Below are 24,427 nucleotides of genomic sequence, written 5' to 3'. Positions count from 1 at the left end.
CGAGAAAACGGGGATCAGAAATCGCTGTCGGCCACAACCACGTGGCCGTTCATCGCCGCCCAGATTCTCCAGACTTCACGGCGCAGGACCGCGCTCGGGCGCACGCCGCCGCTGCCGTAGTTCTTGTACTTGTCGCGATAGGCCTCGATGAAGACGGTAACCGCCTCCATGACATCGGCGTGCTGATCCATCTTGCGACGCAACTGCTCCCGTTCGGAATGGAGAATTTCAAAGCTCTGGATCAGCAGACGCAGGTCCTCCATGGGCACACTGAGATGCGGACGTTCCGACGAGCCGGCGCTTACCTCCGCCCGGATGCGGGCCAGAACCTCTTTCAATTGTTCGGACATGGTGAGAATCTCCTGTCCCATCGGATTCCCGAAGAAAATCGGCTAAACCGTGGCACGAATGCGGCAATGACGACACACTTTGTCGTCAAAGTCGTGCGGCCAGAAAATCGATATAGGCGCGGATGCGCACCGCCAGATGCTCATGACCGGCGTAAACGGCGTGGATCTGCTCGATATCCTCTGGATTGAAATCCTCCAGAACCGGCACGAGACGGCCTGCCGCGATATCCGGCTCCACATGGAAGCGCCCGACGCGGCCGATGCCGAGCCCGTCCAGGCAGAACTGGCGGATGATCGAGCCGCTGCTCGCCTTCAGATTTCCCGAGACGGGAAGGATGTCGCGCCGTCCCGTTTGCGGGTCACGAAACGGCCAGCCTTCGACCGCTCTTCTGAAGTTGAAATTGATGCAGTTGTGATGGATGAGCTCGTCCGGCGTCTTCGGGAGCCCATGTCTTTCCAGGTATTCCGGCGAGGCCATGACCACCTGCCGGCTTTCGCCGAGCTTTCGCGCCATCAGGGATGAATCCCTGAGTTGCCCATGGCGGATGGCGATATCGACACGCTCGCGGATGAGATCGACGATGTCGTCCGTGAGCGTGATATCGAGCTGCACATCCGGGAAAAGCCGCTGGAACTCACCCGCCAGCGGCAGGATGTAGCGCTCGCCGAAACCGACCGAGGCGTTGATCGACAGCGGTCCGCGCGGCAGCATGCGCCCTCCCCCGGACACGACTTCCTCCGTATCGGCGATTTCGGCCAGGATGCGCTGTGCGCGGGCGAGATAGGTCTCGCCCTCGGGAGTGAGCTGAAGGAGCCGGGTGGAGCGGACGACGAGGCGCGTGCCGAGCCGGTTTTCCAGCCGCGTGACGAGCTTGCTCACCGCCGACGGCGAGAGTTTCAGCTTCCGCCCCGCCGCGGAAAAGCTCTTGAGCTCAGCCGCGAGCACGAAGACTTCCATTTCACCGGCACGGTTGTCCATCGTTTTCGCCTCCAAAGAACGCTACTTGGTCGCCTTGCCTCATGGAATGCCCCTCATCCGGCTGCCGCCACCTCCCCTTCTGACGGGGAGAAGGACGCAAGCCGCAAGCTCTCAGTCCCCTCTCCCCGCGTGCGGGGAAAGGGTGAGGGTGAGGGGCAAAATCCACAGCCACGCTCGTCAATTTATGACTTCATTTCACAAATGATTATCCGCTTATGCAGCTACACAGGCAAGTGCTGCACGCCGATATTGCGCCGCATCAATTCATCCTTTCTCCCAAGGATCATTCCCAACCAAGGGGACCGCACCATGCCACTTGCTCTTTATGCCCTGACAGCCGGCGCCTTCGGGATCGGCGTCACGGAATTCGTCATCATGGGCCTGCTTCTGGAGGTCAGCGCCGATCTCGGCGTGTCGATCTCGGCAGCCGGCCTGCTCATCTCCGGTTATGCGCTCGGCGTCGTCATCGGTGCGCCGCTGCTTGGCGCGATCGCCGGCAAATGGTCGAAGAAGACGCTGCTCATGAGCCTGATGGGGGTCTTCACCATCGGCAATCTCGCCTGTGCGCTCGCGCCCGACTACTGGACGCTGATGGCCGCCCGCGTTCTCACCGCCTTTGCGCATGCCTCCTTCTTCGGTGTCGGCTCGGTGGTCGCTACCAGCCTTGTCGCACCCAACAAAAAAGCGTCTGCCATCGCCGTGATGTTCACCGGCCTGACGGTTGCCAATATTCTCGGCGTGCCCTTCGGCACCTGGCTCGGCCAAGCCTATGGCTGGCGCTCCACCTTCTTCGCCGTCACGCTGATCGGCATCGTCGCGCTTGCCGTCATCGCGGCCCTCGTGCCGAGAGACAAGGCAGCAACCGGCGATCAAGAGGAGGCTTCGCAGGGCGTCGCCGCCGTGCTCGGCCGCCGCGCGGTGCTGCTCGGCCTGCTGACCACCGTGCTCTCATGGGTCGGCGTTTTCGCGGGCTTCACCTATGTCGCCCCGATCCTGACCGAGATCACCGGCTTTTCCGAAGCTGCCGTCTCGCCCATCCTGCTCGTCTTCGGCGGCGGGCTGGTGGTGGGCAATCTTCTGGGCGGCTGGCTCGCCGACCGCCATCTCCTGCCGACCGTCATCGGCAGCCTGCTGGCGCTTTCGGCCGTGCTTCTCGCCATGACCGCCGCGATCCACCAGCCGGTTCTTGCCGTCATCGCCATCGGCCTGTTCGGCGCGGCGGCGTTTGCCACCGTCGCACCGCTGCAGATGTGGGTGCTGCAGAAGGCGGAAGGCGCCGGACAGGGTCTTGCCTCCTCCTTCAACATTGCAGCATTCAACCTCGGCAACGCGATCGGCGCCTGGCTTGGCGGCGCCGTGATCGACCACGGCCCCGGCCTCGGCGCGGTCACCTTCGTCGCCGGCCTCGTGCCGCTCGCGGCGCTCGCGGTCGCGATTTTCGCGATCCGGCTCGACCGGCGCAATGCGGAAGCCGCCGCCCTCGCCTGCCCGGCTGAATAGCCTCCTCAAACAAGGACCACGACCATGGAATACCGCAATCTCGGCGCATCCGGCCTCAAGGTGCCGGTCCTCAGTTTCGGAGCCGGCACGTTCGGCGGCTCCGGCCCGCTCTTCAGCCACTGGGGAACCACGGATGACGAGGAAGCCCGCCGCCTCGTCGACATCTGCCTCGAAGCCGGCGTCAACCTGTTCGACACTGCGGACGTCTATTCGAACGGCGCTTCGGAGGAAGTGCTTGGCGAGGCCATCAAGGGCCGGCGCGACGCCGTGCTGATCTCCACCAAGGCCAGCCTGCCGACGGGTGACGGGCCGAACGACTGGGGCTCCTCGCGGCTCCGGCTGATCCGCTCCGTCGAGGCCGCGCTGAAGCGGCTCGGCACAGACCATATCGACATTTTCCAGCTCCATGCCTTCGATGCCTCCACGCCGGTGGAGGAAGTAGTTTCGACCCTCGACCGGCTCGTCGCTGACGGCAAGCTGCGCTATATCGGCGTCTCCAACTTCTCCGGCTGGCAGATCATGAAATCGCTCGCCGCCGCAGAAAAACACGGCTGGACCCGCTATGTGGCGAACCAGGTCTATTATTCGCTGGTCGGCCGCGACTACGAATGGGACCTGATGCCGCTCGGCGCCGACCAGGGGCTTGGCGCGCTGGTCTGGAGCCCGCTCGGCTGGGGGCGCCTGACCGGCAAGATCAGCCGCAACAAACCCATCCCGGATGGAAGCCGGCTGCACGAAACCGCAAGCTTCGGCCCGCCGGTCGACGACGAACTGCTCTACCGCGTGGTCGATGCGCTGGAAGAGGTCGCCGCGGAAACGGAAAAGACCGTGCCGCAGGTGGCGATCAACTGGCTCGTCGGACGACCGACCGTCTCCTCCGTCATCGTCGGCGCCCGCAACGAGGAACAGCTTCGCCAGAACCTGGGTGCGGTCGGCTGGTCGCTGACGAAGGAGCAGGTCGAAAAGCTCGATGCCGCAAGTGCCGTCACCGCTCCCTATCCGCACTTCCCCTATCGCCGGCAGGAGGGCTTTGCCCGCCTCGACCCGCCGATGGCCGGGTGACCGGCATCATAAAAATCAGGACAATCCCATAGGCGCCTGCCCTACCAAAACACGGAGGTTGATCCCTCTAAGAATCGGTCCATCTAGTAAGGGCCTCATTTGCCCGGCCGCGCGCCGGGCGTTCCACAGGAGTTCATCATGTTCACAGTCAGCGCCAACGGCGCCAATATCCCTGCCCTCGGTTTCGGCACCTTCCGCATGCCCGACGCGGACGTGGCTCGCGTGCTGCCCGAAGCCCTGAAGCTCGGCTTCCGCCATGTCGATACCGCGCAGATCTACGGCAATGAAGCGGCCGTCGGCGAGGTGCTCGCCAATTCCGGCATTCCGCGCGCCGATATCTTCCTCACCACCAAGGTCTGGGTCGACCGGGTGGGCCACGATGCTTTCATCGCTTCGGTCGACGAGAGCCTGAAGAAGCTGAAGACAGACCATGTCAACCTGCTGCTGCTCCACTGGCCACAGAGCGAGATGCCGCTTGCCGACCGGATCGGCGCATTGAACGAACTCGTGAAGGCCGGCAAGGTGAAGAATATTGGCGTTTCCAACTTCTCGACCGCCCTGATGGCGGAGGCCGTCAAGCTTTCCGACGCGCCGCTCGCCACCAACCAGGTGGAATACCATCCCTATCTCGACCAGACCAAGGTCCTGGCCGAAGCCCGCAAGCACGGCATGTCGGTAACCGCCTATTACCTGATGGCCGACGGCAAGGTGCCGAGCGACCCGCTTTTGAAGGAGATCGGCGCCAGACATGGCAAGACGGCCGCACAAGTCGTGCTCCGGTGGGCGATCCAGCAGAAGGACGTCGTGGCGCTTTCCAAGACCGCGACCGTTTCCCGCCTGCCGGAAAACTTCGACGTCTTCGATTTCGCGCTGTCGCTCGACGAGTTGGAGGCGATCCACGGCCTTGCGAAGCCAAACGGCCGCATCGTCAATCCGGGACACCTCGCGCCGACGTGGGATAACTAGACCTCCCGATTTGACGATCATCAAAAAAAGGATGGGTGAAAAACCACCCATCCGTACACTCCGTTGGGAAGAATACGAAACATTCGCGGGTGCGGAATCACTCTCGACCTGCAATGTTGCTCAATACAGCGATTGCCTCCCTCTCCGCCCGCCGCATAAGTTCCAACCGTGGAGTAGGAGGAAACTTTCCATGTATTTCAAGATGCTAATGGCTTCGGTGGCGTTTGCCGCCGTCATGTCCGTGCCTGTGTCCGCGCAGGAGAAGAAGGAATGCCCGGCTTCGCTTCCGAAAGGAACGGTGTGCTTCGCGGGCGCCGATGAGAACGGCGCCTTCTACTGGATCGCCAGGCCTCAGAACTGGAACGGCATTCTCGTCGTCCATTCGCATGGCGGGCCGCGCACCGCCAAGCCGAAGCCGGACGATCCCGTCGAGGATCTCGAGCGTTTCGCCGTAACCGTTGAGGAAGGTTATGCCTGGGCTGGCTCCAACTATCGCCGGCCGGGCTATGGCGTGCGGATGGCGGCTGAGGACACCGACAACGTGCGCAAGGTTGCCGAGAAGCTGCTCGGCGAGCCGCGGCTGACCCTGTTGCACGGCCAGTCCTGGGGCGGCAATGTCGCCGCCAAGACCGCCGAACTCTATGCGCTCGATGCGAACGGCAAGACGAATTACGACGGCGTAGTGCTGACCAGCGGCGTGCTTGGCGGCGGCACCGGCTCCTATGGCTTCCGTGCTGATCTTCGCGCCGTCTACCAATATTACTGCAGGAACCATCCGCGCCCCGGAGAGGCTCAGTACCCCGTCTGGCAAGGTCTCCCAGAAGACGGAAAAATGGCTCGTGCGGAACTCGAAAAGCGCGTCGACGAATGCACCGGCGTCTCGCTCGCCAAAGACAAGCGCTCGCCGGAGCAGGCAAAAAACCTCGCCAACATCCTCGCCGTCACCAAGGTACCGGAGCGCAGTCTCGTCGGGCATCTCGCCTGGTCTACCAATCTCTTCCAGGACATCGTCTGGCGACGGCTCGACGGGCAGAACCCATTCGACAATTCGAAGACGGTCTATTCCGGCTCCGATGACGATGCGGCTCTCAACAAGGGCGTCGAGCGGTTCAGCGCCGATGCCAAAGCCCGGCGGCTGCTCGCCTACGATGCCGACCTCACCGGCATGATCGTCGCGCCGACGATTTCCATGCACGCCATGGACGACCCGACAGCCTTCGTGGGGCTGGAAGCGCAATATCGCGAGACCGTCGCGAAGGCCGGCAATGCCGATCTGCTGGTCCAGACCTTCACCGACGAAAACCAGCATAGCAAGCTCTCGACGCCGCAATATGCGGCGATCTTCGCCACCAGGGTGGAATGGACCGAGAAAGGCAAGAAGCCCACCCGCACGTCGATCGCAGACGGCTGCAAGGCGGCCAGCAGCCGCTACAACAACGAACCGTGCCGGTTCGTCATGGATTTCGAGCCACAGGTGGCGGGCAAGTAGGAATAGGCGAATTCACGAGCGGTTGCCGACATGCCGAAGACCGCTCGTGAGCCATGCTAGACGATATAGAAGTCGTCAGCGACAAGCAGGGTGCCGTGGTCCACGGTCGCAAAAATCACCGCTGCCGCGTCACCGGAACCGTCCGCATCGAACATCAGACGGCCGGAGCAGTCATCGTAGATGATCCGGTCATCTTCCTCCACGGCGGCCCTGCCCTGCGCAAAGGCGTCCGTATCCAGCGCGCCGGGCGCAAGGCCAGCGAAAGCCCAGCTATCGAGCTGGATGAGATCGTTCGTGGAGGAGAAGTCCGTTATTTTATCGGAATTCGCCCGACCGAGGAGGTCGAACAGGAAGGTGTCGCCGCCGTCCCCGCCTGCAAGGGTGTCGCGGCCGGCTCCGCCGGACAGAACATCGTCGCCGGCGCCTCCGTGGAGGCTGTCCCTTCCCGCGCCGCCGATGATCTCGTCATCGCCCACGCCGCCGCGCAGATGGTCATCACCCATCCCGCCATCGAGCAGATCGCCGAACCGGCTGCCGGTGATCCGGTCGTTGCCGCCCAATGCAGCGACAAGCATTGGATGATCCTCGGCACTGTAGCTGACGACGTCTCTCGCCTCGGTGAGCGTGATCTCTTCCGGCGGCGGTTCGACCGTGATGCTGATGGTCGCCAGATTGCTGTTGCCCTGGCCGTCGGTGGCGTAAACGGTAAACGTGTCGGTTCCGATGAAGCCTGGAACGGGGGTATAGTCGAAAATATTGCCGCTCAGATAATCTTGGTGATGGTGCAGGCTGCCCCCGTAACTGCCCTGCGGAAAGGGGTAATAGCCAGCGTCATATTGCGTCTCCTGTCCCAGCAGGCCGTGATCCGGGCCGTCAACCACAATGAAGCTCAAAAGGTCGTAATCGATATCCGAGGCACTGAACCGGACATCGACCAGGGATTCTCCCGGCAAAAGGGTGAAGTCGAGATCGCTGACGGTCGGCACATGGTTGATGAACGTATCGGGTTCAATCACGCCGTTTTCCAGGATGATCTGGTGCTGGCCGTACTGAGTGTTCTGCCCGCCGTAATATTCGTTGGCGCCGAGCCAGGTCACAGTGATGTCGTCTGGATCGACGGCCATGACTGAAATGATCTCGGTCGAGAGATAGGCGGCCTGGGCGGACAGGGCGCGGATAAAGTTGCCTTCGTTGTCAAAAACGAATGTTTCCAGCGTCGTGAAAAGCTCGGTCCTGCCGTCGTTGGTAAAGGTCGTGACGGTAAAGAAGCCGTCGAAGACATCGACCGAAGCCAGGTCGACCCACCCAAAAGGATAATCCGTGCGCGCGCCTATCGGCCCGAGCACGTCGCCATCGGTTTCCGTTATGTTGAAAAGGATCGCGTCCGGGCTCTGGTTCTCACTGTCTTCCCATATCTCAAGCTCGCTGCCATTGCTCAAGGTAGGCATCGTATTCCTCCATGATCAGGGAAAAGGGTCTGCAGACATCCCAGCCAGGAGGTGAAATAGGCCGGCGCGCAAGCCGATCAAGCCTCGGTTCGAGGGGTGGATGATCTCCGCCTGCCCCAACCGTTACCAGCTTACCTGCCGGCCACTTTCGTCAGAGCCACCCTTTCCGCTTGAAATAGACATAGGGCATGATCATCGAGACGATCATCAGGCCGATCGCCGCCGGATAACCGTAATGCCATTGCAGTTCCGGCTGGTAGGCGAAGTTCATGCCGTAGACCGAAGCGACCAGCGTCGGCGGCAGGAATACCACCGCTGCCACGGAGAATATCTTGATGATCTGGTTCTGCTCCAGGTTGATCAGCCCCAGCGTCGCATCCAGCAGGAAATTGATCTTGCCCGACAGGAAGGCGGAATGGTCACCGAGCGAGGTCGCGTCCCGCTGCAGCAGCTTCAGGCGCTGGCGCAATTCCTTCGAGAGCTTGCGGTCGACGCCGTCGAGTGCTGCGTAATAGGCCACCACTCGGCTGACGCTGACAAGGCTTTCCCGCACGACGGTGATGAACTCGCCCTTCTGGCCGACTTCGCGGATCAGTTCCTGCAGGTCGCGCGTCTTCTTGTCGGCCTTCGCCGCCTTGGCGCTGAAGATGCTCTGCGAGATCTGGTCGATTTCGGTGCCGAGCCGTTCCAGCGTATCGGCCATGCGGTCGATGATCGCTTCGACCAGCCCCGTCATGATGAGTTCGCCGCTCGCAGAATGCAGCCCTGCCCCGTTCGGCTTGCGGGCACGGGCGAGGAAAGCATCGAACGGGCGCGGTTCGGCGTGACGCACGGTGACGAGAACCTGACCCTTGACGATGAAGGTGACCGGCACCTTGCGCGGCGTGCCGGCATCCGGCCTGGTCAGCACCGTCATGGTCATGAACTCGGCGCCGTCCTCCTGGTAAAGACGAGCGGAAAGCTCGATATCCTCCATCTCGTCGATACTCGGCACAGCGAGGCCGAGGGTCTCGCCGACCGTGCGTTCCTCTTCGGGCGTGGGATTGATCAGGTCGTACCAGACAACGGCCGGCGGAACTTCCGCAGGCAGGGCGGAAACGGCCAGCGCACCGTCCGCAACCGGCGCCGGCACTGCAACCGGCAGATCGGACGCAATCGGCACAAGACGATCGAGGTCATAGGCGTGGATACGCAGCATAGCGGCTCCTTTCGGACCATCGGTCCCTCAGGAGCGCGTATCCTTGAAAAGAAGGATCAGAGCCCCGAAGAGACAGATCGGTATGTTGACGTCGAACTTCGACTGTCGGGGTTCATCTCGTTTGTCCTTTGAAAGAGCGACACCCGGACGGGTGCCGCTTCGCCGTTGAAATGTGCCTCAACAGGCCAAAAGTCAATGGCTTTTCTGTCGTGGCCGCGTCTCTGCCTCAGACGAACTGCGACAGGCCCGGAACCGACGCGACGACCGTATCGACCACCTCGTCGCCGGCATGTTCGCGGGCAACCGCGATCGTCTCCTTGGCAAGCGCGGTGATCTCGCCCATGCCGAGCCCCTGGCTCATCAGCTGCTGGCCGAGCGCCATGACACCGCCGCCGAAGCTAGCCATCAGCCCGCCGAGCAGGCCGCCGCTTCCCTCACCTTCGCCGTTGAACTGGGCCACCAGTTCCGGTGCGCCGGGAATCGCCTCGATCATCCGGGCGACGGCGCCGTCATCGGCTTCCCGCTGCAGGAAACCGAGCATCATGCCGATCGCCTTTTCAGCGACATCCGGAGTAATTCCGACATTCTCGGCAACACGGGAGACCAGTTCGTTCATCGCTCTATCCTCTATTTTTTACGTTAACGTCAACGTAAAGCAACCATCCAGCAAACTCAAGCCGGACATGAGCCAGGCACAGGCCCGGACTTTTCAGTTTTCACGGCAGAATCAACGCCGGAGACGTTGTTGCCGTTCAGCTCTATCCTTATAAGGGCATTACAAGAGTATTACGATGGACGGATGCAAGCGGCGCAGCCGGACGGGACGGAATGCCGCACGACATGGCAGGAGATGGAACCGCATGGACGACACGGGAAAGCTCTTCATCGGCGGCAGCCGCAATCCGGACGATTCACTCAACAAGGCTGAATATCTGGAACTGAAGTTCGGCAACCGCCACGGCCTCGTCACCGGGGCCACCGGCACCGGCAAGACGGTGAGCCTGCAGATCCTGGCGGAAGGCTTTTCAAAAGCCGGCGTGCCCGTCTTCGCCGCCGACATCAAGGGCGACCTTTCCGGCATCGCGATGAAGGGAGAGCCGAAGGATTTTCTCTTGAAGCGCGCCGAACAGATCGGCCTTACCGACTATGAATTCGAGCAGTTTCCCGTGATTTTCTGGGACCTCTTCGGCGAAAAGGGCCACCGGGTGCGCACCACGATCGCCGAGATGGGGCCGCTGCTCCTCTCAAGGCTGATGGACGCCTCCGAGCCGCAGGAAGGCGTCATCAACATCGCCTTCAAGATCGCCGACGAGGCCGGGCTGCCGCTGCTCGATCTCAAGGATTTCACTGCGCTGCTCAACTACATGGCCGAGAACGCCAACGAGCTTTCCAGCCAGTTCGGGCTGATTTCGAAGACCTCGGTCGCCTCGATCCAGCGCGCGCTGCTCGTGCTGGAACAGCAGGGTGCCGAGCATTTCTTCGGCGAGCCGGCGCTGAAGATCTCCGACATCATGCGCACCCATCCGAACAGCGGCTACGGGCAGATTTCGGTGCTCGCCGCCGACAAGCTGATGATGAACCCGCGCCTCTACGCCACCTTCCTGCTCTGGCTGCTCTCCGAACTCTTCGAGGAACTGCCGGAAGTGGGCGACCCCGACAAGCCGAAGCTCGTCTTCTTCTTCGACGAGGCGCATCTGCTTTTCGACGACGCGCCGAAAGTGCTGACCGAGCGGGTCGAGCAGGTCGTCCGGCTTATCCGATCCAAGGGGGTCGGCGTCTATTTCGTCACCCAGAACCCACTCGACGTCCCGGAAACGGTACTCGCCCAACTCGGCAACCGCGTGCAGCACGCGCTGCGCGCCTATACGCCGCGCGAGCAGAAGGCGGTGAAGACGGCGGCCGATACGTTCCGCCCCAACCCCGCCTTCGACTGCGCTACCGCGATCACCAATCTCGGTACCGGCGAGGCGCTGGTCTCGACACTCGAAGGCAAGGGCGCACCTTCGATTGTGGAACGCACGCTCGTCCGCCCGCCATCTAGCCGCATCGGCCCCGTCACCGACCAGGAACGGGCGGCCATCATGGACAAGAGCCCCGTGCTCGGCCTTTATGACGAGGATGTGGACCGCGAATCCGCATTTGAGATGCTCGCCGCCCGCGCCAAGGCGGCGGCCGATGCCGCCGCCAAGAAGGCGCAGGAGGCGTCCGAAGCATCCGCAGGCTCGGGCTGGACGCTGCCGGGCTTCGGCACCGACGACGACAATCGGGGCACCACGAAGCCGCGCCGTTCGGGATATCAGCGCGAAACGGTCGTCGAAGCGGCGATGAAGAGCGTCGCGCGCACGGTCGCGACCCAGGTCGGCCGGGCGCTGGTGCGCGGCATTCTCGGAAGCTTGAAGCGGTAGGTGGGCTGAGACTCACGCAAGGTGCAAGGCAACTCACCCCTCTCTGCCCTGCCGGGCAGTGAGGGGTAGAGATGGATTGCGTCTCAGATCAGTCAGGAATTCGAGCGGCTCTCACCGCTTGCGGACGAATTCCGTGCGCAGCACGAGACCCTTGATCGTGTCGTGGCGGCAGTCGATCTCTTCGGGGTTTTCCGTCAGCCGAATCGACCGGATGACCGTACCCTGCTTCAGGGTCTGATTTGCGCCCTTGACCTTCAGGTCCTTGATGAGGGTGACGGAATCGCCGTCCTTCAGGACGTTTCCGGATGCGTCGCGGACCTCGGCGGCCGCCTGGGCGGCGGCAGCCATTTCCGAAGCCGGGCGCCATTCGCCCGTCACCTCGTCATAGACGTATTCGTCGTCATCGCCTGCCATGGGCGTCTCTCCTGAAGCCAAAACCGGTTGAATGGCTGCCCGCTTACAGGAGCCGGGAGAGCCGCACAAGCCCTGCGGCATTTACCGCTTCGGCGCGACGAGCGAGAAATAGGCCCCTTGGGGATCAACACAATTGACGATCCAGCTGCCGCCGGGAACCTCCATCGGGCCGTTGACGATCTTGCCACCACCGGCGGTGACGCGTCCGATCGCCACATCGATCGCCTCGACATTGAAGTAATAGCTCCAGCAGGCCATCGGCATGTCGGCCGGCTTGGTCATCATGCCGCCGACCGGACGGCCGTTGTGGGAGAAGATCTTGTAGACGCCCATCGGCCCCATGTCGAAGTCGTGATCGAGCGTCCAGCCGAACATCTTTGAATAGAAGTCGAAGGCTTCCTGGCCGTTGCCGGCATAGAGTTCGCGCCACCCGACATTGCCGACCGCTTCCGGCGCCAATTCCTGCGGCGGGCTTTCCATTGGCAACGGCGTCATGATGCAGATGACCGCCCCATGCGGATCGGCGACGACAGCGAAACGGCCAATGCCCGGAATATCCTCCGGCTCGCGCTGCACGCGACCGCCATTTTCTGCAAAATCCTTCGCCGTCCGGTCGACGTCGTCGATTGCGACGTAGCCGGTCCAGTTCGGGGGGATCTTGCCTTCTAGCTCCGGCGGGAAATTCATCATGCCGCCGATGCCGGGGCAATTATCGCCCTCCCCCATTTCGAACAGGAAATAGGACATGCCCGGCATGCTTGCGTCTTTCACCTTCCAGCCGACCACCGACGAATAGAACTTGCCGGCGGCATCGGTGTCGGGCGTCATCAACTCACACCAGATGAACTTGCCATGGGTCTCGGAACGAGACCCTGAAGCGGTCTGCAACATGATTGTTTCCTCCGTGAGATAGGTTCGACGCAGGCAAGCTCAGCGCTTGCGCGTATATTGCGCTTCCATGAACTGCTTCCAGGTGCCGTCCGGCTGCTTGGCGCTGGAATTGAAGATGCGGTGATCATCATCCTTGAAGATGATCTGCTCGCGATATTCGCCGGTCTTGCCCGGTTCCGCGAAATCGGGACCGGTCGTGTAGAGGCTGAGCGTCGTGCCGTCGGCGGAAACCTCGCCCTCGTAGACCCACAAATAAGCCATCATAGAGCCGATCCAGCTTCCGACATATTTGCCCTTGGCCGGATCGTAGCCGAGAGTGAGCATGGTGGTGGCGGCTCCTCCGCCTTGCGGCATGTTGCCGTTGCCCTCGGCGACGAACCAGATGCCGTGCAGCGAACGAACCACTTCCACCCACTTCTCGTCGGTGCCCATGTCCGGCGAGCTGACTTCCCAGATGCCAACCATCCTTTCAAGAAAGCCATGTTCGGCCTGCGGCTTGGCCAATTCCATTTCCATTATCGCTCCTCCTTCATGATGGCCGATGATGAGCCAGCTTAATGGCAACAGGATGAACCCGCCTCCGGCTTCTGTTCATACTCATCGTGGCGCTTGACGAAATTCATCGTCGAGCTCTCGTTGCGGCCGAGCGGCGCGCGATCCAGGATCATCAGCGTACCGATCATCTCCTCGCCGCCGCGGGCATAGCTCGAATAGGTGTGGAACACCTCGCCTTTCTCGTTCTTGTAGAAAGCCGAAAGGCCCGGCAGCTCGTCATGCGCCTGTTCCGGGGGGATGGCGGAGAAATTGTAGAAGACCTTGTCCTTTGCCAGATCCTCCCTGGTGAAGGAGACGTGGAAATCGAAATTGAAATCCGAACCGAAGGACGAAACCCAGGGAAATTTCCAACCCATCCGCTTCTTGTAGGCCTCGATCTTGTCGAGCGGCGCGCGGGCGACCGCGACAAAGGTAACATCATGATTGTTCAAGTGCGGCAGCGTTCCGTCGATATGATCCGACAGGAAAGAACACCCGGGGCAGCCGGCATCCCATTCCGGACCGAGCATGAAATGATAGATGACCAACTGGCTGCGACCGTCGAAAAGTTCGGCCAGCGTCTTCTTGCCCGTCGGCGTATCAAAGACGTAGTCCTTGTCCATCTTCACCCAGGGTAGCGCCTGGCGTTCGGCGCGCACCTTGTCGCGCAGATGGGTCTCCTCTTTCTCCATCGCCAGAAGCTTGCGACGCGCCTCCAGCCATTCCTCGCGAGATACAACCGCGTTTTCTGGCGAATTCTTCGGCGAAACGGTGACGTCCATCATGGCCTCCCTTGCTTGACATGGTACGTTGATATCAACATAATAATTCCATGCTGTCAAACCCGACTCATCCGGCCTCGTCCACCATCGAAGCCATCCCTTTTTCGACGACACTGCATGTTCGCGATACGTGCCTTTGCCTTCACGTGCAGCGGGCGGCGCGTGCCCTGGCGCGCCGTTTCGACAATGCAATGAAGCCGATCGGCCTCACCAACGGGCAGTTTTCGATGATGATGGCGCTGAACCGGCCGGAGCCGGCGACCATGAGCCAGGTCGCAAACGTGCTCGCGATGGACCGCACGACCCTGACGGCAGCGTTGAAGGTGCTCGAACGGCGCGGCCTCATAGAGACCGGAACCGATCCGAAGGACCGGCGCGGCAAGCTTTTGCGGCTGACGAATGACGGGATGACCATGCTTTCCGCCGCATTGCCGATCTGGACGCGCGTGCATGCCGAGATCGACGCCGAGCTTAACAAGAGCTTCGGCGACGACGAGCCGAACCGGCTGAGAAAGACGCTGAACGGGATCAGGTAGAAAGGCGATACGGCAGCCATCCGGACACTATCGCAAGGCGCATGGGTCCGTTTGTTTTTCAATGAAATTTCACTGGACTTACATAAAATCTCAGGCAGGCTGGCGAGGTGTATTTGGAGATATAAATTTGAAGCAAGTAGTCATACCTGGGATCAATTTACGTTGCTCGCGTTTTATTCTCGGAACCGCATCCCTATTTAACGCCGGACGTCCGGATACTCGTTATCGGTTGCTGAAGGCTGCGGTTGACGCCGGTTTCACGCATTTCGATACCGCGCCATATTACGGCTTCGGCGCAGCCGAGCGGGACCTGAAGCAGGTGCTGCGCGAGCATCCCGCCCTCACCGTCACGACAAAGGTCGGCATCTATTCGCCGGGCGGAGAAGCACAGCCAGATGCGCTGATCTTCCTACGTAAAGCGGCCGGCCGGGTTATAAAGCCCATATCCGCCCCCACCAAGACCTTCGACCTGGCAAGAGCCAAAGTCGCTCTGGAACGAAGCCTCAGACGGCTGGGAAGGGACCGCATCGACGTCTACACGCTTCACGAACCGGACCCTGGCACGGTTCGTACCGATGAATGGCTCCGATGGCGCGAGGATTGCGTGAAAGCCGGGAAGGTCAAAAATTTCGGCCTTGCAAGCACGGCAGACAGGGTAGCACCGATTGCCGAGCACTGCGTTGCCCTTTGCCAATATGTGCAGGTTCTGGACAGCCTGGAAAACCGCGAAGCCGATGCGTTGTCGCGATACGGCCTGCCCATGCAGGTGACCTACGGCTATGTGAGCGGCGCCCGCAGCAGCGGCAACCATGCAAGTGTGGAAAATATCCTCATGGATGCATTGCGGCGAAACCGGTCGGGAGCCGTGATCGTCAGCACGCTCCGCCCGGAACGCTTGCCGCAATATGCCCGCATAGCCGAGTCCGCTGCATGATCAAGGATTTGAGTGGCGCCGGTCGGCTGGAAGCCAAGGCGGATATCCTGGTTATCGGCGGGGGAACGACAGGACTGCTTGTCAGTGTATGGCTGGCTGAAGCCGGGCATGATGTGATCTGCCTAGAGTCCGGCGGATTCCACCAGAATGCGGAAGAACATCCGCTCAACGAAGTCGTACATCTGAAATCCATTTATGATGGAGCCGCCCACGGCAGGTTCCGATGCATTGGCGGCACTTCCACCAGATGGGGCGGGGCCCTTATCCCCTTTCAGAACGAAGATCTTGAAATGGCCAAATGGCCTGTGACCATGGAAGATCTTCGTCCGTTCATCCCTTTGGTGGAAAATGTCTTCGGTCTGGCGCAAGGTGGTTACGAATTGGCGGACTTGTCGTCGACAACCCACACGGCCCGTCTGGCGAAATGGCCACCCTTCAAGAAGCGGAACGTTTACAACCTTACGAGGGATCGGCTGGAAATCTTGCCAAATCTCGAAGTCTGGCTCAATGCGACCGTCACCGATTTCTCTCTCGATCGCTCCATGCTCAGAAAGATTACGGCAAAGACCCTGTCCGGCGACGAACTGTCGGTTTCAGCCGATCGCTACATCATATCAGCGGGCGCGATCGAAACGACGAGGCTCGCCCTGCTCATGGACGCGCAGCACGAGGGCATCATTTCCGTTCGCTCTCCCGAATTGGGCCGGAATTTCTGCGATCATCTGTCCACGCCCGTCGGCGAGATCGTCGCCTCCGCTTTCTCTGAACTCAATCAGCATGTCGGCTTCCGTTTCGAGAAAAACGGAACGATGCGCAACCTGCGCTTCGAACTGGGAAGCGATACCGACCTGAGAGCAAAGATACGACCGAGCTTTGCGCATATCGCCTTCGAAACTGATGGAAAGGGCGGCTTCGACGTATTGCGTGGCGTCTTCCGTTCACTGCAAAAGAGGCGACTGCCTGCCGCAAGTGACATCGTGGGACTGGTTAGAACCGCACCATGGTTGGTTCGGGCGACCTGGTCGCGCTATTATCGCAAACGCCTCCTTTTTCCGGACGGCGCCAAACTCCCTGTACATATGGTCATCGAACAGGAACCCATCACCGAAAATCGCATCTCGCTTTCATCGGATCGACGTGATGCATTCGGCAATCCGCTTGCAGTCATTTCCTGGGAAGTAACCGAAAGAGACAAGCAGAACCTGACACGTTCGGTAGACGCTTTCGAGGCCATGTGGGGCAAGCTTTCTTTGTCGGCGATCACCCGTTTCAGGCGGATGGGCGCCGGGCAGGCAGAAGCAGCGCTGGCGCGCGGAGGAGGAATATATCACCCGACCGGCTCGACCCGAATGGCGGCCACTGAAAAAGAAGGCGTGGTTGACGCCGATCTCAGGGTTTTCACGGTGCCGAATGTGCAACTCCTTTCCACATCCGTACTCCCGACCGGTGGCGGCGCGAACCCGACAATGATGTTGCTGCTGCTTGCCGCACGTTGCGTCTCGCAGATCGGTCGCAAAGACGTGACTGCGAACGCTGAAGGTTGACATTCGGCCGAACAACACACTGCCCGCAGCATCGCTGCGGGCAGTCTGTTTCCGGGTTGTGCCGGTTTCGGATCGTTGAACATCGGAGCAGCAAATCTCGGAAACTTCGCTGACATGAAGCCGATCAGGCGACCGAGACCGGAACCTCGGTCGAGGTGCGCATGGCGTGGCTGTAGGGGCAGACAATATGCGCCTTGGCAACGAGGTCTTCAGCTATCGAGCGCTCGACGCCTGGAATATCGACCGAGAGCGAAACTTCGATGCCGAAGCCGCCGCCATCTTCGCGCGGGCCGATGCCGACGGTTGCCGTCACCTTTGCGTCTTCGGGGATCTTCACCTTTTCCTTGCCGGCGACGAATTTCAGCGCGCCCAGGAAGCAGGCGGAATAGCCGGCAGCAAAAAGCTGTTCCGGATTGGTGCCGGTAGCACCGTCTCCGCCAAGCTCCTTCGGAACCGTGAGGTTTACATCGAGAACACCGTCTGCGGAACGGGCGTGGCCGGCACGGCCGCCGGTGGCGGAAGCCTTGGTCGTGTAGAGAATGGGCATCTTCAAACTCCCTTCGGGATATATTGCTCGCAAATCAATTGCGCGCAATCTAATTACGCGCATTGCAATCGAACGTCAAGCCTGCGAAAATGCAAACTCGGGAAAAGATAGAGCACAGATGTGTGAAGACAGGACCGGCCATGCAGAAAACCGCACGCGATTCGCAGAATTTCGAAATCAAGCTTGATGCGCAGCTCTGCTTTGCGATCTATGGTGCTGCACATGCCTTCAACCGGACCTATAAGCCGCTGCTCGAGCCGCTGGGGCTTACCTATCCGCAATATCTGGTGATGATCGCGCTCTGGGAAGAAGACGGCCAGCCGGTGAAGGCGATCGGCGACCGGCTGGGGCTTGATTCCGGTACGCTCTCACCCCTTCTCAAGCGGCTGGAGCAGGCCGGGTTCGTCGCCCGCAAACGCGATCGCGACGACGAGCGCCAGGTCCGGATTTCGCTCACGGGAAAAGGCGCCGAGCTTAAGAACGAGGCCGCCGGCGTAACGGAAGCGATCGGCAAAGCCCTCGGCTGCAGCCTCGATGAAGCCGCGGCACTGCGCGACGGACTGGTGGCGCTCAAGGAGAGGTTGCTGTCGGCCTCATGAGAAGTCACGTCTTGTGCGCTTCGGGCTCAACCGTATGGCGCCCGCAATAGCGCTCATCCAGTTCGCGGATGACGCCGTCGCCATCCACCGGGTCCACCCTGCCCAGGATGACGTCGATCTTCGCCTCCAGGCGGTCAGAGCCCTCCCTGGATTGCGGCGAGCCCAGGAACAGGAAGAACGCCAGGCCGCCGACCTGCCACTGGAGCTGAAGGAATTCGGACTGCCAGTTCTCATAGGTATCCCGCAGCATTTCCATCAGGTAACCCGAAAGCTCGACCGCCTGCCCGTGTTCCACCTGTTCCTGAACGAAGGCGAACCAGCCGAACAGCCAGTGCCCGATCAGACTGAAAATGAAAAACGCCATCGTGATCCAGGCGTAGCTGTGAGCCCGCCATAGTGAATTCTGCGGCATGGGCTTCTGCGAGTGGCTTCCGCTTCAACGAGGGAGTTCCGGAGGAGGTTCCCGCAAAGGTCAGGCCATCATGAGATGAGCCGCCACGATCCGTTGATCCAGCGGCGGCGGGTATCGCACCGGTGGATCCTTTTCCCGCAGATCGGCGATCCCGGTGCGGAAATTGCGCGGAGACCAGGCGTTTGACGAGCGTAGCATCGATTTCGAGCATGGGCGGCACCTCCTCCGTCACCAGATGGGTTCCGTCCAGGCTGATCGCAGGTCTGATTTACTGCCAGACCACCACACGCGCCTTCTGGGGCACGCGTTCGTAGAGATCGATGATGTCCTGGTTCATCAGGCGAACGCAGCCGGAAGAAACGGCCTTGCCGATCGAGTTCCATTCCGGCGAGCCGTGCAGGCGATAGAGCGTGTCCTGGCCGTTCTGGAAGATATAAAGCGCGCGGGCGCCGAGGGGATTCGTAAGCCCCGGCGGCATGCCGCCATTGTCCGCCGAATATTTCGCAAGCTCCGGCTGGCGGGCGATCATGTCGTTCGGCGGAGTCCATTTCGGCCATTTCTGACGCCATTGGATGACACCTTCGCCGGACCATGCGAAGCCTTCGCGCCCGATGCCGACACCATAGCGCATCGCCGAGCCGCCGGGCTCGACGAGGTAGAGGAAGCGGGATGGCGTGTCCACGACCACCGTGCCGGGACGCTCGCCGGTCGGATCAAGAACGCGCTGGCGATAGTAGCGGGGATTGATCTGCTGATAAGGAATGGCCGGGATGACGAAACCGCCATCGACCACCGTGCCGTACATCTGATCCAGTTCCGGGCTGCTGCCGGGCAGGATAGCCGGCCGGCGGACGCTGCCTCCCTCCCGATAGGTGATCATCGTGTCGCCTGGCCCAGGCACCGTCGAAGCACATCCGGCCAGGGTCGAGGCCGTGCCGACGCCCAGAAGGGACAGGAAGCCCCGGCGGGAATAGGGAGTTTTATGAATCATGTGTGGAGGACCGCTCGATGGAAACGCCTGAACTCAAAAAAAGCATACTTCAACGGAAGGGCGGCTGAAAGGTTCCGAATCCCTGCCGTGGCGTTCGAGCATAGGTCTGCGATAATTAAGCAACTGTTCACAATATGGACACGATGTCTCAAACAGATGGGATGAAACGTGAAGGGAGCAGCCGAAACCGCTCCCTTGGACAATTCCACATCCCTTCCCGCGGTTCAGATGACGACGATCGGCGTGCCGGACGGAACCCGGTCGAAGAGATCGATGACATCCTGATTGAACATGCGCACGCAGCCGGATGACGTCGCCTTGCCGACCGATTGCCAATCCGGCGTACCGTGGACCCGATAGAGCGTGTCCTTGCCATCCTTGTAGATATAGAGCGCCCGGGCGCCGAGCGGATTGTTGAGGCCCGGATTGTACCCGCCTTCGGAAGCGGCAAACTTGCGCAGTTCCGGCTGGCGGGCCACCATATCGTTGGGCGGCGTCCAGCGCGGCCATTTCGCCTTATGCTGGATGACGCCACGGCCATGCCAGGAAAAGCCCGCCTTGCCGAGGCCCACGCCGTAACGGATCGCCTTGCCGCCCGGCTGGACGAAATAGAGGAAACGCTGCCGCGTATCGACGACGATCGTGCCGGGGGCCTCGCCGGTGCGATAATCGACCTCCTGGCGCAGGTATCGGGCATCGATTCGCGAATAGGGGACGGCCGGAAGCGTATGCCCCTCGTCGCGGACCACGCCATACAGGGTTCGATGCACGGGATTGGACACCGGCAGGCCGTAGGTCTGATGGAAATCAGACGGGTAGAGCTGGCGCCGCTGCGGGATAGCGCCCGGCGTCGGAGGCGGCTGGTTCGTCGGAGGATCGGCATAAGGGGGAACATAAAAAACCGGCGCCGTCTCCTGGACGAAGACGTCCGGGTTCATCCGGCTCGTATCGGTGACGAATGGCACCTGGCAGCCCGCCAATGCGACACCTGCCGCAAGAACGGAGGAAAGGCCAAGGATTCGGCGGAAAGGTCGAAGAGAAATCGGCATGAAACCCGCTTCCGGCAGATGATATCGGAAGATAGATTGGCAAACGCGGCTGGCGCGAAGCTGGTGCAGTTCGTGCAAACTTGACAGGAACCCGTAGCCAGTCAACCTTACGCCGCGATGCGGTTGAAGAAGCGGATGCTTTCGGCGACCGCGCCCGGAACGACGCCGTTATGCGTGCCCGGCAGGGTCCTTGCCTCGATGGATACGCCGGCTGAACGTGCCCTGTCCATCAGGAGTTGGTGGTCCTTGTCGAACGGCCGCTCCTCGGTGCCCCGCAACAGCAAGGTCGGGCATTTGAGGCTCGGGGCGAAACAGACCGAGGAGCGCATGATGAACTCTTTCGGATCGTTTTCGTCAAAACGGATCTCGCCGCTGTAGCGACGGAAGTAGCGCCAGGCATCGACACCGGCGGAGATCGGCACCGCTGCACGAAATTTCCGGCTCATCGCGGCGAGAAGTGCCAGCGTGCCGCCATTCGAATGGCCGGCGAGAAAAAAGCGGTTCCTGTCGATCCCCGGCAAGGACTCCAGATAGGTGGCCGCGGCGAGCACATCGGCTGTCTCGTCGTAGAAGCCCGAGTAATTGCCCGCCTGGCCGTTCTCGCCCCTGAACGAGGGCAGCATGACGACGAAACCGGCATCCGCATAAGGCTTCATCAGCTCCCAATGACCGTCGCCGGTGGCATTGCCGCCATGCAGGAAAAGCACCGCCGGCTTGAGCTTCGAAGACGGCTCGTAAGGGGATATCCAGGCGATCAGTTCGATCGAGCCATGCGGACCACCGCGATAGAGCACACGCTTCGATCCGGCCGGCGTATCGAGCGGCGGAGCCTTTTCCGGCGAAGGACCCTTGCTGATCAGATTGGTCCGAAAACGCCGGCGGGCATCGGCATAATCCTCCCTTTCGAGCGGCGGAATTGCGGGGACCGGAAAATCCGCACGTGCGGAGGCAGGCAGCATCGCCGCAGCGGAAAGGCCGGCAGTGCCGGCGAGAAGCGCGCGGCGGGTCAGACCGCCATTCTCCGAGTTGTCTGAAATGGAGGAAATGCGGTCGTCTGCCATGCCTTTTACACCTGCCGTCTATTGCGGGATATCCGGCATTTCATCACCGGGCTCCGGCGGTTGTCCATTCAAGGATTCGAGAACGACGGCGCGTCGTTAGCTGCCCTTCGCGTCCACCATGGCCGTCAGTGTCGAAAGCCGGTCGGCGTCGCGCGGCAGCTTGTCCTGCCTGAGCCGCGCAATGCGGGGAAAGCGCATCGCGACGCCGGACTTGTGGCGGGTCGAGCGGTTGATGCCTTCGAAGGCGACTTCCAGCACGAAACCGAAATCGGGATCAGCGCGCACCGCCCTCACAGGCCCGAATCGATCGACCGTGTTGTCGCGCACGAACTTGTCGAGGATTTCGAGTTCGGCGTCGGTGAAACCGAAATAAGCCTTGCCCACCGGCACAAGCGCCTCGCCGTCCGCCGTCTCGGCCCAGACGCCGAAGGTGAAGTCTGAATAATAGCTCGACCGCTTGCCATGGCCGCGCTGCGCATAGAGCATCACTGCATCGATATTGTAGGGATCGCGCTTCCACTTGAACCAGGGTCCCTTGAGACGACCGGCCTGATAGGGACTGTCCTTCTTCTTGATCATCACGCCTTCAATCACCGGATCAGGCGGCGCAATGCGCAGTCGGTCGAGTTCGTTCCAGGTCGAGAAAGGCACGAGCTCCGAGAGATCGAAACGATCATGCGGCGCCCGAGCGATGACCTCGCCGAGACGACCGCGGCGTTCGAAGAAGGTTTCCGCGCGGATATCCATCTCGCCCTGGAACAACAGGTCATAGGCACGGACGAAGGCCGGATAGTCGTCCAGCATTCTCGCCGTCACCGTCTTGCGATTGAGCCGCTGCTGCAGATCGGAAAAGGTGCGCGTCGGATTGTTGGAGCGAGCCGTGCCGCCGATCAGCAACTCACCGTCGATGACGCCCTCGAAATTGATCGCGTCGACCACGTCCGGAAAGGCGCCGGTGATATCATCGCCGGAGCGCGAATAAAGCTTCCTGGTGCCGCCATAGCTCGACATCTGGATGCGGATGCCGTCCCATTTCCATTCGGCGGCGTAATCGGCGGGATCGAGCTTTTCGAGATCGCCCTCCTCGACCGGATTGGCCAGCATGACGGAATGGAAGATCGCGGGAGTCGCGAGAACCGGCTTGTCCGCGCGGCCCTCCAGCCAGGCGAAGAGCGGTTCGTAAGGTGGCGTAAGCCCGTGCCAGAGCGTTTCGATCTCAGTCACATCCTTGCCGCTCATATCCGAGAGGGCCTGCTTGGCAAGTCTGGCGGAAACGCCGATCCGGAGCGCGCCCGTCACGAGCTTGAGGAAGGCGAAGCGGCTCGACGTATCGAGCCGGTCGAGCAGATCGCGGACGGCAGAGCGCACCTCTGTGCGACCGAGCGAATTCATCCGCGTGACGACCTCGCCGAGGCGCGGCTGGTGTTCATCGTCGATCGTATCCTTGCGACCGCCGTCCCAGACGAGCGAAATGGTTTCGGCAAGATCCCCCACATAGTCGTAGGAATACTGGAAGAGGACCGGGTCCATCCGCTCCAGCACCAGATCACGCAGCATGGCTGGCTTGACGCTTTTGAGATCCAGCGCGCCGGCAAGCGCCGCGAGGCCGTACCCACGGTCCGGATCGGGCGTATCGCGAAAATAGTCGGCGAGCAAAGTAAGCTTGCCATTGCGGGACGGAGTCAACACGAGCCGATCGAGGAGGGTGGCGAACGGTTTCATCAATCCCCCTCGTCCTCGTAACCGACGAGATGCAGCGGGCGGGCGGGGATATTCTTCAACTCGCACCAGCGCACCAGCGCTTCCTCGCGGCCATGAGTCACCCAGACTTCGGAGGGGCTTATCTCTTCGATAGTCGCCAGAAGCTCGGGCCAATCGCAATGGTCGGAGATGACCAACGGCAGTTCGACACCGCCTTGTTTCGCCCGCTGGCGGATCATCATCCAGCCCGATGCGAAGGCGGTCAGCGGCTCGTTGAAGCGCCGCGCCCAGCGATCCTGGAAGGCCGATGGCGGGCCGACGACGACGGCTCCCTTGAAAGCGGCAGGATCGCTCTTCTCCATTGTTGCGGGGCGGATGTCGCCGAGGTCGATCCCCTGCCCGACATAATAGTCGCAAAGCTTCGCCAGCGCACCGTGGATGAAGATCGGTTCGGAGTAGCCGCAATCGCGGATGAGCCTGATGACGCGCTGCGCCTTTCCGAGCGCATAGGCGCCGACGAGGTGGCTGCGTTCCGGAAACTGGTTCAGCGAGGTGAGCAGCCTGGCAATCTCGTCCCTCGGGTCCGGGTGATGGAAGACCGGCAGGCCGAAGGTCGCCTCGGTGATGAAGACGTCGCAGGTGACCGGCGCGAAGGGCGCGCAGGTGGGATCGGTGCCGCGCTTGTAATCGCCGGAGACGACGATGCGAAGCCCGCCCTTCTCGATGGCGATCTGGGCCGAACCGAGCACGTGACCCGCCGGATGGAAGCTCACGCGAACGCCGTCGATATCGATCTCCTCGCCGAAGGTCGCCGCCTGTTCCGACCCGGCGAAACCATCGCCGTAGCGCAACCGCATGATGTCGAGCGTCTGGCGCGTGGCAAGCACTTTCGCATGGCCGGCGCGCGCATGATCGGAATGGCCGTGCGTGATCAGGGCCCGCTCGACGGGACGCACCGGATCGACATGGAAACGGCCGATGGGGCAGAAGAGCCCGGCCGGGGTGGGATGAAGCAATGCCTCGGGTTTCATGCCC

At 61.4% G+C, this 24,427-nt stretch carries 25 protein-coding genes; 9 read left to right on the top strand and 16 right to left on the bottom strand.

Features of this window, described 5'->3' with window-relative positions; translation table 11 throughout:
* Positions 1-14: 14 nt before the first annotated feature.
* Entirely contained in the window at positions 15-350 is a 336-nt protein-coding gene (locus J2046_RS03960) for a hypothetical protein (RefSeq protein ID WP_210049683.1), read from the bottom strand.
* An 85-nt stretch (positions 351-435) separates the two neighbouring features.
* On the bottom strand, positions 436-1,329 hold the full coding sequence (locus J2046_RS03955; protein ID WP_037157781.1) for a LysR family transcriptional regulator: 894 nt from the start codon (positions 1,327-1,329) through the stop codon (positions 436-438).
* Between the two features lie 309 nt (positions 1,330-1,638).
* Here J2046_RS03955 and J2046_RS03950 point away from each other — a divergent pair, with 309 nt between their 5' ends.
* From J2046_RS03950 to J2046_RS03935, 4 genes are all read left to right on the top strand, one after another.
* Positions 1,639-2,829 carry an MFS transporter gene (locus tag J2046_RS03950; protein WP_210049681.1) on the top strand — a complete coding sequence of 397 codons (1,191 nt, stop codon included), beginning with the start codon at positions 1,639-1,641 and terminating at the stop codon, positions 2,827-2,829.
* A 24-nt stretch (positions 2,830-2,853) separates the two neighbouring features.
* Positions 2,854-3,891, top strand: a complete 1,038-nt coding sequence (locus J2046_RS03945; RefSeq protein WP_210049679.1) for an aldo/keto reductase — start codon at positions 2,854-2,856, stop codon at positions 3,889-3,891.
* 138 nt (positions 3,892-4,029) lie between these two features.
* Positions 4,030-4,857 (top strand): aldo/keto reductase, encoded by an 828-nt coding sequence (locus tag J2046_RS03940; protein ID WP_210049677.1) that lies wholly within the window; start codon positions 4,030-4,032, stop codon positions 4,855-4,857.
* Between the two features lie 190 nt (positions 4,858-5,047).
* A complete protein-coding gene (locus tag J2046_RS03935) occupies positions 5,048-6,346 on the top strand; it encodes an alpha/beta hydrolase (protein ID WP_210049675.1) in 1,299 nt (432 codons plus the stop codon).
* Positions 6,347-6,402: 56 nt separating this feature from the next.
* Here the strand turns inward: J2046_RS03935 and J2046_RS34110 are convergent, their stop codons facing one another.
* From J2046_RS34110 to J2046_RS03920, 3 genes are all read right to left on the bottom strand, one after another.
* Positions 6,403-7,794: a calcium-binding protein gene (locus J2046_RS34110; RefSeq protein ID WP_210049673.1), complete on the bottom strand. Its 1,392-nt coding sequence runs from the start codon at positions 7,792-7,794 to the stop codon at positions 6,403-6,405.
* Between the two features lie 151 nt (positions 7,795-7,945).
* Positions 7,946-8,992 carry a magnesium/cobalt transporter CorA gene (corA, locus tag J2046_RS03925; protein ID WP_210049671.1) on the bottom strand — a complete coding sequence of 349 codons (1,047 nt, stop codon included), beginning with the start codon at positions 8,990-8,992 and terminating at the stop codon, positions 7,946-7,948.
* 226 nt (positions 8,993-9,218) lie between these two features.
* Positions 9,219-9,608 carry a hypothetical protein gene (locus J2046_RS03920; protein WP_037157802.1) on the bottom strand — a complete coding sequence of 130 codons (390 nt, stop codon included), beginning with the start codon at positions 9,606-9,608 and terminating at the stop codon, positions 9,219-9,221.
* A gap of 244 nt (positions 9,609-9,852) precedes the next feature.
* Here J2046_RS03920 and J2046_RS03915 point away from each other — a divergent pair, with 244 nt between their 5' ends.
* Entirely contained in the window at positions 9,853-11,397 is a 1,545-nt protein-coding gene (locus tag J2046_RS03915) for a helicase HerA-like C-terminal domain-containing protein (RefSeq protein WP_210049669.1), read from the top strand.
* Positions 11,398-11,508: 111 nt separating this feature from the next.
* On the opposite strand, the gene J2046_RS03910 is transcribed toward J2046_RS03915, so the two are convergent.
* The 4 genes from J2046_RS03910 to J2046_RS03895 form a co-directional block, all read right to left on the bottom strand.
* Positions 11,509-11,811 (bottom strand): alkylphosphonate utilization protein, encoded by a 303-nt coding sequence (locus J2046_RS03910; protein WP_210049667.1) that lies wholly within the window; start codon positions 11,809-11,811, stop codon positions 11,509-11,511.
* An 81-nt stretch (positions 11,812-11,892) separates the two neighbouring features.
* Positions 11,893-12,702, bottom strand: a complete 810-nt coding sequence (locus tag J2046_RS03905; RefSeq protein ID WP_210049665.1) for a VOC family protein — start codon at positions 12,700-12,702, stop codon at positions 11,893-11,895.
* Positions 12,703-12,741: 39 nt separating this feature from the next.
* Positions 12,742-13,212 (bottom strand): DUF1579 domain-containing protein, encoded by a 471-nt coding sequence (locus tag J2046_RS03900; RefSeq protein ID WP_210049768.1) that lies wholly within the window; start codon positions 13,210-13,212, stop codon positions 12,742-12,744.
* Positions 13,213-13,256: 44 nt separating this feature from the next.
* Entirely contained in the window at positions 13,257-14,018 is a 762-nt protein-coding gene (locus J2046_RS03895; protein ID WP_210049663.1) for a DUF899 domain-containing protein, read from the bottom strand.
* 50 nt (positions 14,019-14,068) lie between these two features.
* On the opposite strand from J2046_RS03895, the gene J2046_RS03890 reads away from it, so the two are divergent.
* The 3 genes from J2046_RS03890 to J2046_RS03880 all read left to right on the top strand — a co-directional run bounded on the left by J2046_RS03890 (position 14,069) and on the right by J2046_RS03880 (position 17,032).
* The gene (locus J2046_RS03890) at positions 14,069-14,554 is read left to right on the top strand and encodes a MarR family winged helix-turn-helix transcriptional regulator (protein WP_210049661.1); all 486 of its coding nucleotides are present in this window, start codon (positions 14,069-14,071) and stop codon (positions 14,552-14,554) included.
* Between the two features lie 127 nt (positions 14,555-14,681).
* Entirely contained in the window at positions 14,682-15,488 is an 807-nt protein-coding gene (locus J2046_RS03885) for an aldo/keto reductase (RefSeq protein WP_210049659.1), read from the top strand.
* Complete coding sequence (locus J2046_RS03880) at positions 15,485-17,032, top strand: GMC oxidoreductase (RefSeq protein ID WP_210049657.1); 1,548 nt, start codon at positions 15,485-15,487, stop codon at positions 17,030-17,032. Before J2046_RS03885 ends, J2046_RS03880 begins: the two co-directional genes overlap by 4 nt.
* Positions 17,033-17,156: 124 nt before the next feature.
* Here the strand turns inward: J2046_RS03880 and J2046_RS03875 are convergent, their stop codons facing one another.
* A complete protein-coding gene (locus J2046_RS03875) occupies positions 17,157-17,579 on the bottom strand; it encodes an organic hydroperoxide resistance protein (RefSeq protein WP_210049655.1) in 423 nt (140 codons plus the stop codon).
* Between the two features lie 140 nt (positions 17,580-17,719).
* Here J2046_RS03875 and J2046_RS03870 point away from each other — a divergent pair, with 140 nt between their 5' ends.
* Complete coding sequence (locus J2046_RS03870) at positions 17,720-18,178, top strand: MarR family winged helix-turn-helix transcriptional regulator (RefSeq protein ID WP_210049653.1); 459 nt, start codon at positions 17,720-17,722, stop codon at positions 18,176-18,178.
* A 4-nt stretch (positions 18,179-18,182) separates the two neighbouring features.
* Here the strand turns inward: J2046_RS03870 and J2046_RS03865 are convergent, their stop codons facing one another.
* The 6 genes from J2046_RS03865 to J2046_RS03840 form a co-directional block, all read right to left on the bottom strand.
* On the bottom strand, positions 18,183-18,590 hold the full coding sequence (locus tag J2046_RS03865) for a DUF6766 family protein (protein ID WP_210049652.1): 408 nt from the start codon (positions 18,588-18,590) through the stop codon (positions 18,183-18,185).
* A 268-nt stretch (positions 18,591-18,858) separates the two neighbouring features.
* Complete coding sequence (locus J2046_RS03860) at positions 18,859-19,581, bottom strand: L,D-transpeptidase (protein WP_210049650.1); 723 nt, start codon at positions 19,579-19,581, stop codon at positions 18,859-18,861.
* A gap of 224 nt (positions 19,582-19,805) precedes the next feature.
* Entirely contained in the window at positions 19,806-20,630 is an 825-nt protein-coding gene (locus J2046_RS03855; RefSeq protein ID WP_210049648.1) for a L,D-transpeptidase, read from the bottom strand.
* A 107-nt stretch (positions 20,631-20,737) separates the two neighbouring features.
* The gene (locus J2046_RS03850; protein ID WP_210049646.1) at positions 20,738-21,691 is read right to left on the bottom strand and encodes an alpha/beta hydrolase family protein; all 954 of its coding nucleotides are present in this window, start codon (positions 21,689-21,691) and stop codon (positions 20,738-20,740) included.
* A 96-nt stretch (positions 21,692-21,787) separates the two neighbouring features.
* Positions 21,788-23,413 (bottom strand): cisplatin damage response ATP-dependent DNA ligase, encoded by a 1,626-nt coding sequence (locus J2046_RS03845; protein WP_210049644.1) that lies wholly within the window; start codon positions 23,411-23,413, stop codon positions 21,788-21,790.
* On the bottom strand, positions 23,413-24,423 hold the full coding sequence (locus tag J2046_RS03840) for a ligase-associated DNA damage response exonuclease (RefSeq protein WP_210049643.1): 1,011 nt from the start codon (positions 24,421-24,423) through the stop codon (positions 23,413-23,415). Before J2046_RS03840 ends, J2046_RS03845 begins: the two co-directional genes overlap by 1 nt.
* Positions 24,424-24,427: the final 4 nt, after the last annotated feature.

The sequence above is a fragment of the Neorhizobium petrolearium genome, assembly GCF_017873175.1.
GTDB lineage: Bacteria > Pseudomonadota > Alphaproteobacteria > Rhizobiales > Rhizobiaceae > Neorhizobium > Neorhizobium petrolearium.
The sequence above is the reverse complement of the archived record's forward strand: the minus strand, read 5'-3'. Positions and strand labels throughout refer to the sequence as shown.

Excerpts from the sequence above, each read along its gene's own strand:
- J2046_RS03960 (WP_210049683.1), bottom strand. The coding sequence starts at position 350 with ATGTCCGAACAATTGAAAGAGGTTCTGGCCCGCATCCGGGCGGAGGTA.
- J2046_RS03955 (WP_037157781.1), bottom strand. The coding sequence starts at position 1,329 with ATGGACAACCGTGCCGGTGAAATGGAAGTCTTCGTGCTCGCGGCTGAG.
- J2046_RS03950 (WP_210049681.1), top strand. The coding sequence starts at position 1,639 with ATGCCACTTGCTCTTTATGCCCTGACAGCCGGCGCCTTCGGGATCGGC.
- J2046_RS03945 (WP_210049679.1), top strand. The coding sequence starts at position 2,854 with ATGGAATACCGCAATCTCGGCGCATCCGGCCTCAAGGTGCCGGTCCTC.
- J2046_RS03940 (WP_210049677.1), top strand. The coding sequence starts at position 4,030 with ATGTTCACAGTCAGCGCCAACGGCGCCAATATCCCTGCCCTCGGTTTC.
- J2046_RS03935 (WP_210049675.1), top strand. The coding sequence starts at position 5,048 with ATGTATTTCAAGATGCTAATGGCTTCGGTGGCGTTTGCCGCCGTCATG.
- J2046_RS34110 (WP_210049673.1), bottom strand. The coding sequence starts at position 7,794 with ATGCCTACCTTGAGCAATGGCAGCGAGCTTGAGATATGGGAAGACAGT.
- corA (WP_210049671.1), bottom strand. The coding sequence starts at position 8,992 with ATGCTGCGTATCCACGCCTATGACCTCGATCGTCTTGTGCCGATTGCG.
- J2046_RS03920 (WP_037157802.1), bottom strand. The coding sequence starts at position 9,608 with ATGAACGAACTGGTCTCCCGTGTTGCCGAGAATGTCGGAATTACTCCG.
- J2046_RS03915 (WP_210049669.1), top strand. The coding sequence starts at position 9,853 with ATGGACGACACGGGAAAGCTCTTCATCGGCGGCAGCCGCAATCCGGAC.
- J2046_RS03910 (WP_210049667.1), bottom strand. The coding sequence starts at position 11,811 with ATGGCAGGCGATGACGACGAATACGTCTATGACGAGGTGACGGGCGAA.
- J2046_RS03905 (WP_210049665.1), bottom strand. The coding sequence starts at position 12,702 with ATGTTGCAGACCGCTTCAGGGTCTCGTTCCGAGACCCATGGCAAGTTC.
- J2046_RS03900 (WP_210049768.1), bottom strand. The coding sequence starts at position 13,212 with ATGGAATTGGCCAAGCCGCAGGCCGAACATGGCTTTCTTGAAAGGATG.
- J2046_RS03895 (WP_210049663.1), bottom strand. The coding sequence starts at position 14,018 with ATGGACGTCACCGTTTCGCCGAAGAATTCGCCAGAAAACGCGGTTGTA.
- J2046_RS03890 (WP_210049661.1), top strand. The coding sequence starts at position 14,069 with ATGCTGTCAAACCCGACTCATCCGGCCTCGTCCACCATCGAAGCCATC.
- J2046_RS03880 (WP_210049657.1), top strand. The coding sequence starts at position 15,485 with ATGATCAAGGATTTGAGTGGCGCCGGTCGGCTGGAAGCCAAGGCGGAT.
- J2046_RS03875 (WP_210049655.1), bottom strand. The coding sequence starts at position 17,579 with ATGCCCATTCTCTACACGACCAAGGCTTCCGCCACCGGCGGCCGTGCC.
- J2046_RS03870 (WP_210049653.1), top strand. The coding sequence starts at position 17,720 with ATGCAGAAAACCGCACGCGATTCGCAGAATTTCGAAATCAAGCTTGAT.
- J2046_RS03865 (WP_210049652.1), bottom strand. The coding sequence starts at position 18,590 with ATGCCGCAGAATTCACTATGGCGGGCTCACAGCTACGCCTGGATCACG.
- J2046_RS03860 (WP_210049650.1), bottom strand. The coding sequence starts at position 19,581 with ATGATTCATAAAACTCCCTATTCCCGCCGGGGCTTCCTGTCCCTTCTG.
- J2046_RS03855 (WP_210049648.1), bottom strand. The coding sequence starts at position 20,630 with ATGCCGATTTCTCTTCGACCTTTCCGCCGAATCCTTGGCCTTTCCTCC.
- J2046_RS03850 (WP_210049646.1), bottom strand. The coding sequence starts at position 21,691 with ATGGCAGACGACCGCATTTCCTCCATTTCAGACAACTCGGAGAATGGC.
- J2046_RS03845 (WP_210049644.1), bottom strand. The coding sequence starts at position 23,413 with ATGAAACCGTTCGCCACCCTCCTCGATCGGCTCGTGTTGACTCCGTCC.
- J2046_RS03840 (WP_210049643.1), bottom strand. The coding sequence starts at position 24,423 with ATGAAACCCGAGGCATTGCTTCATCCCACCCCGGCCGGGCTCTTCTGC.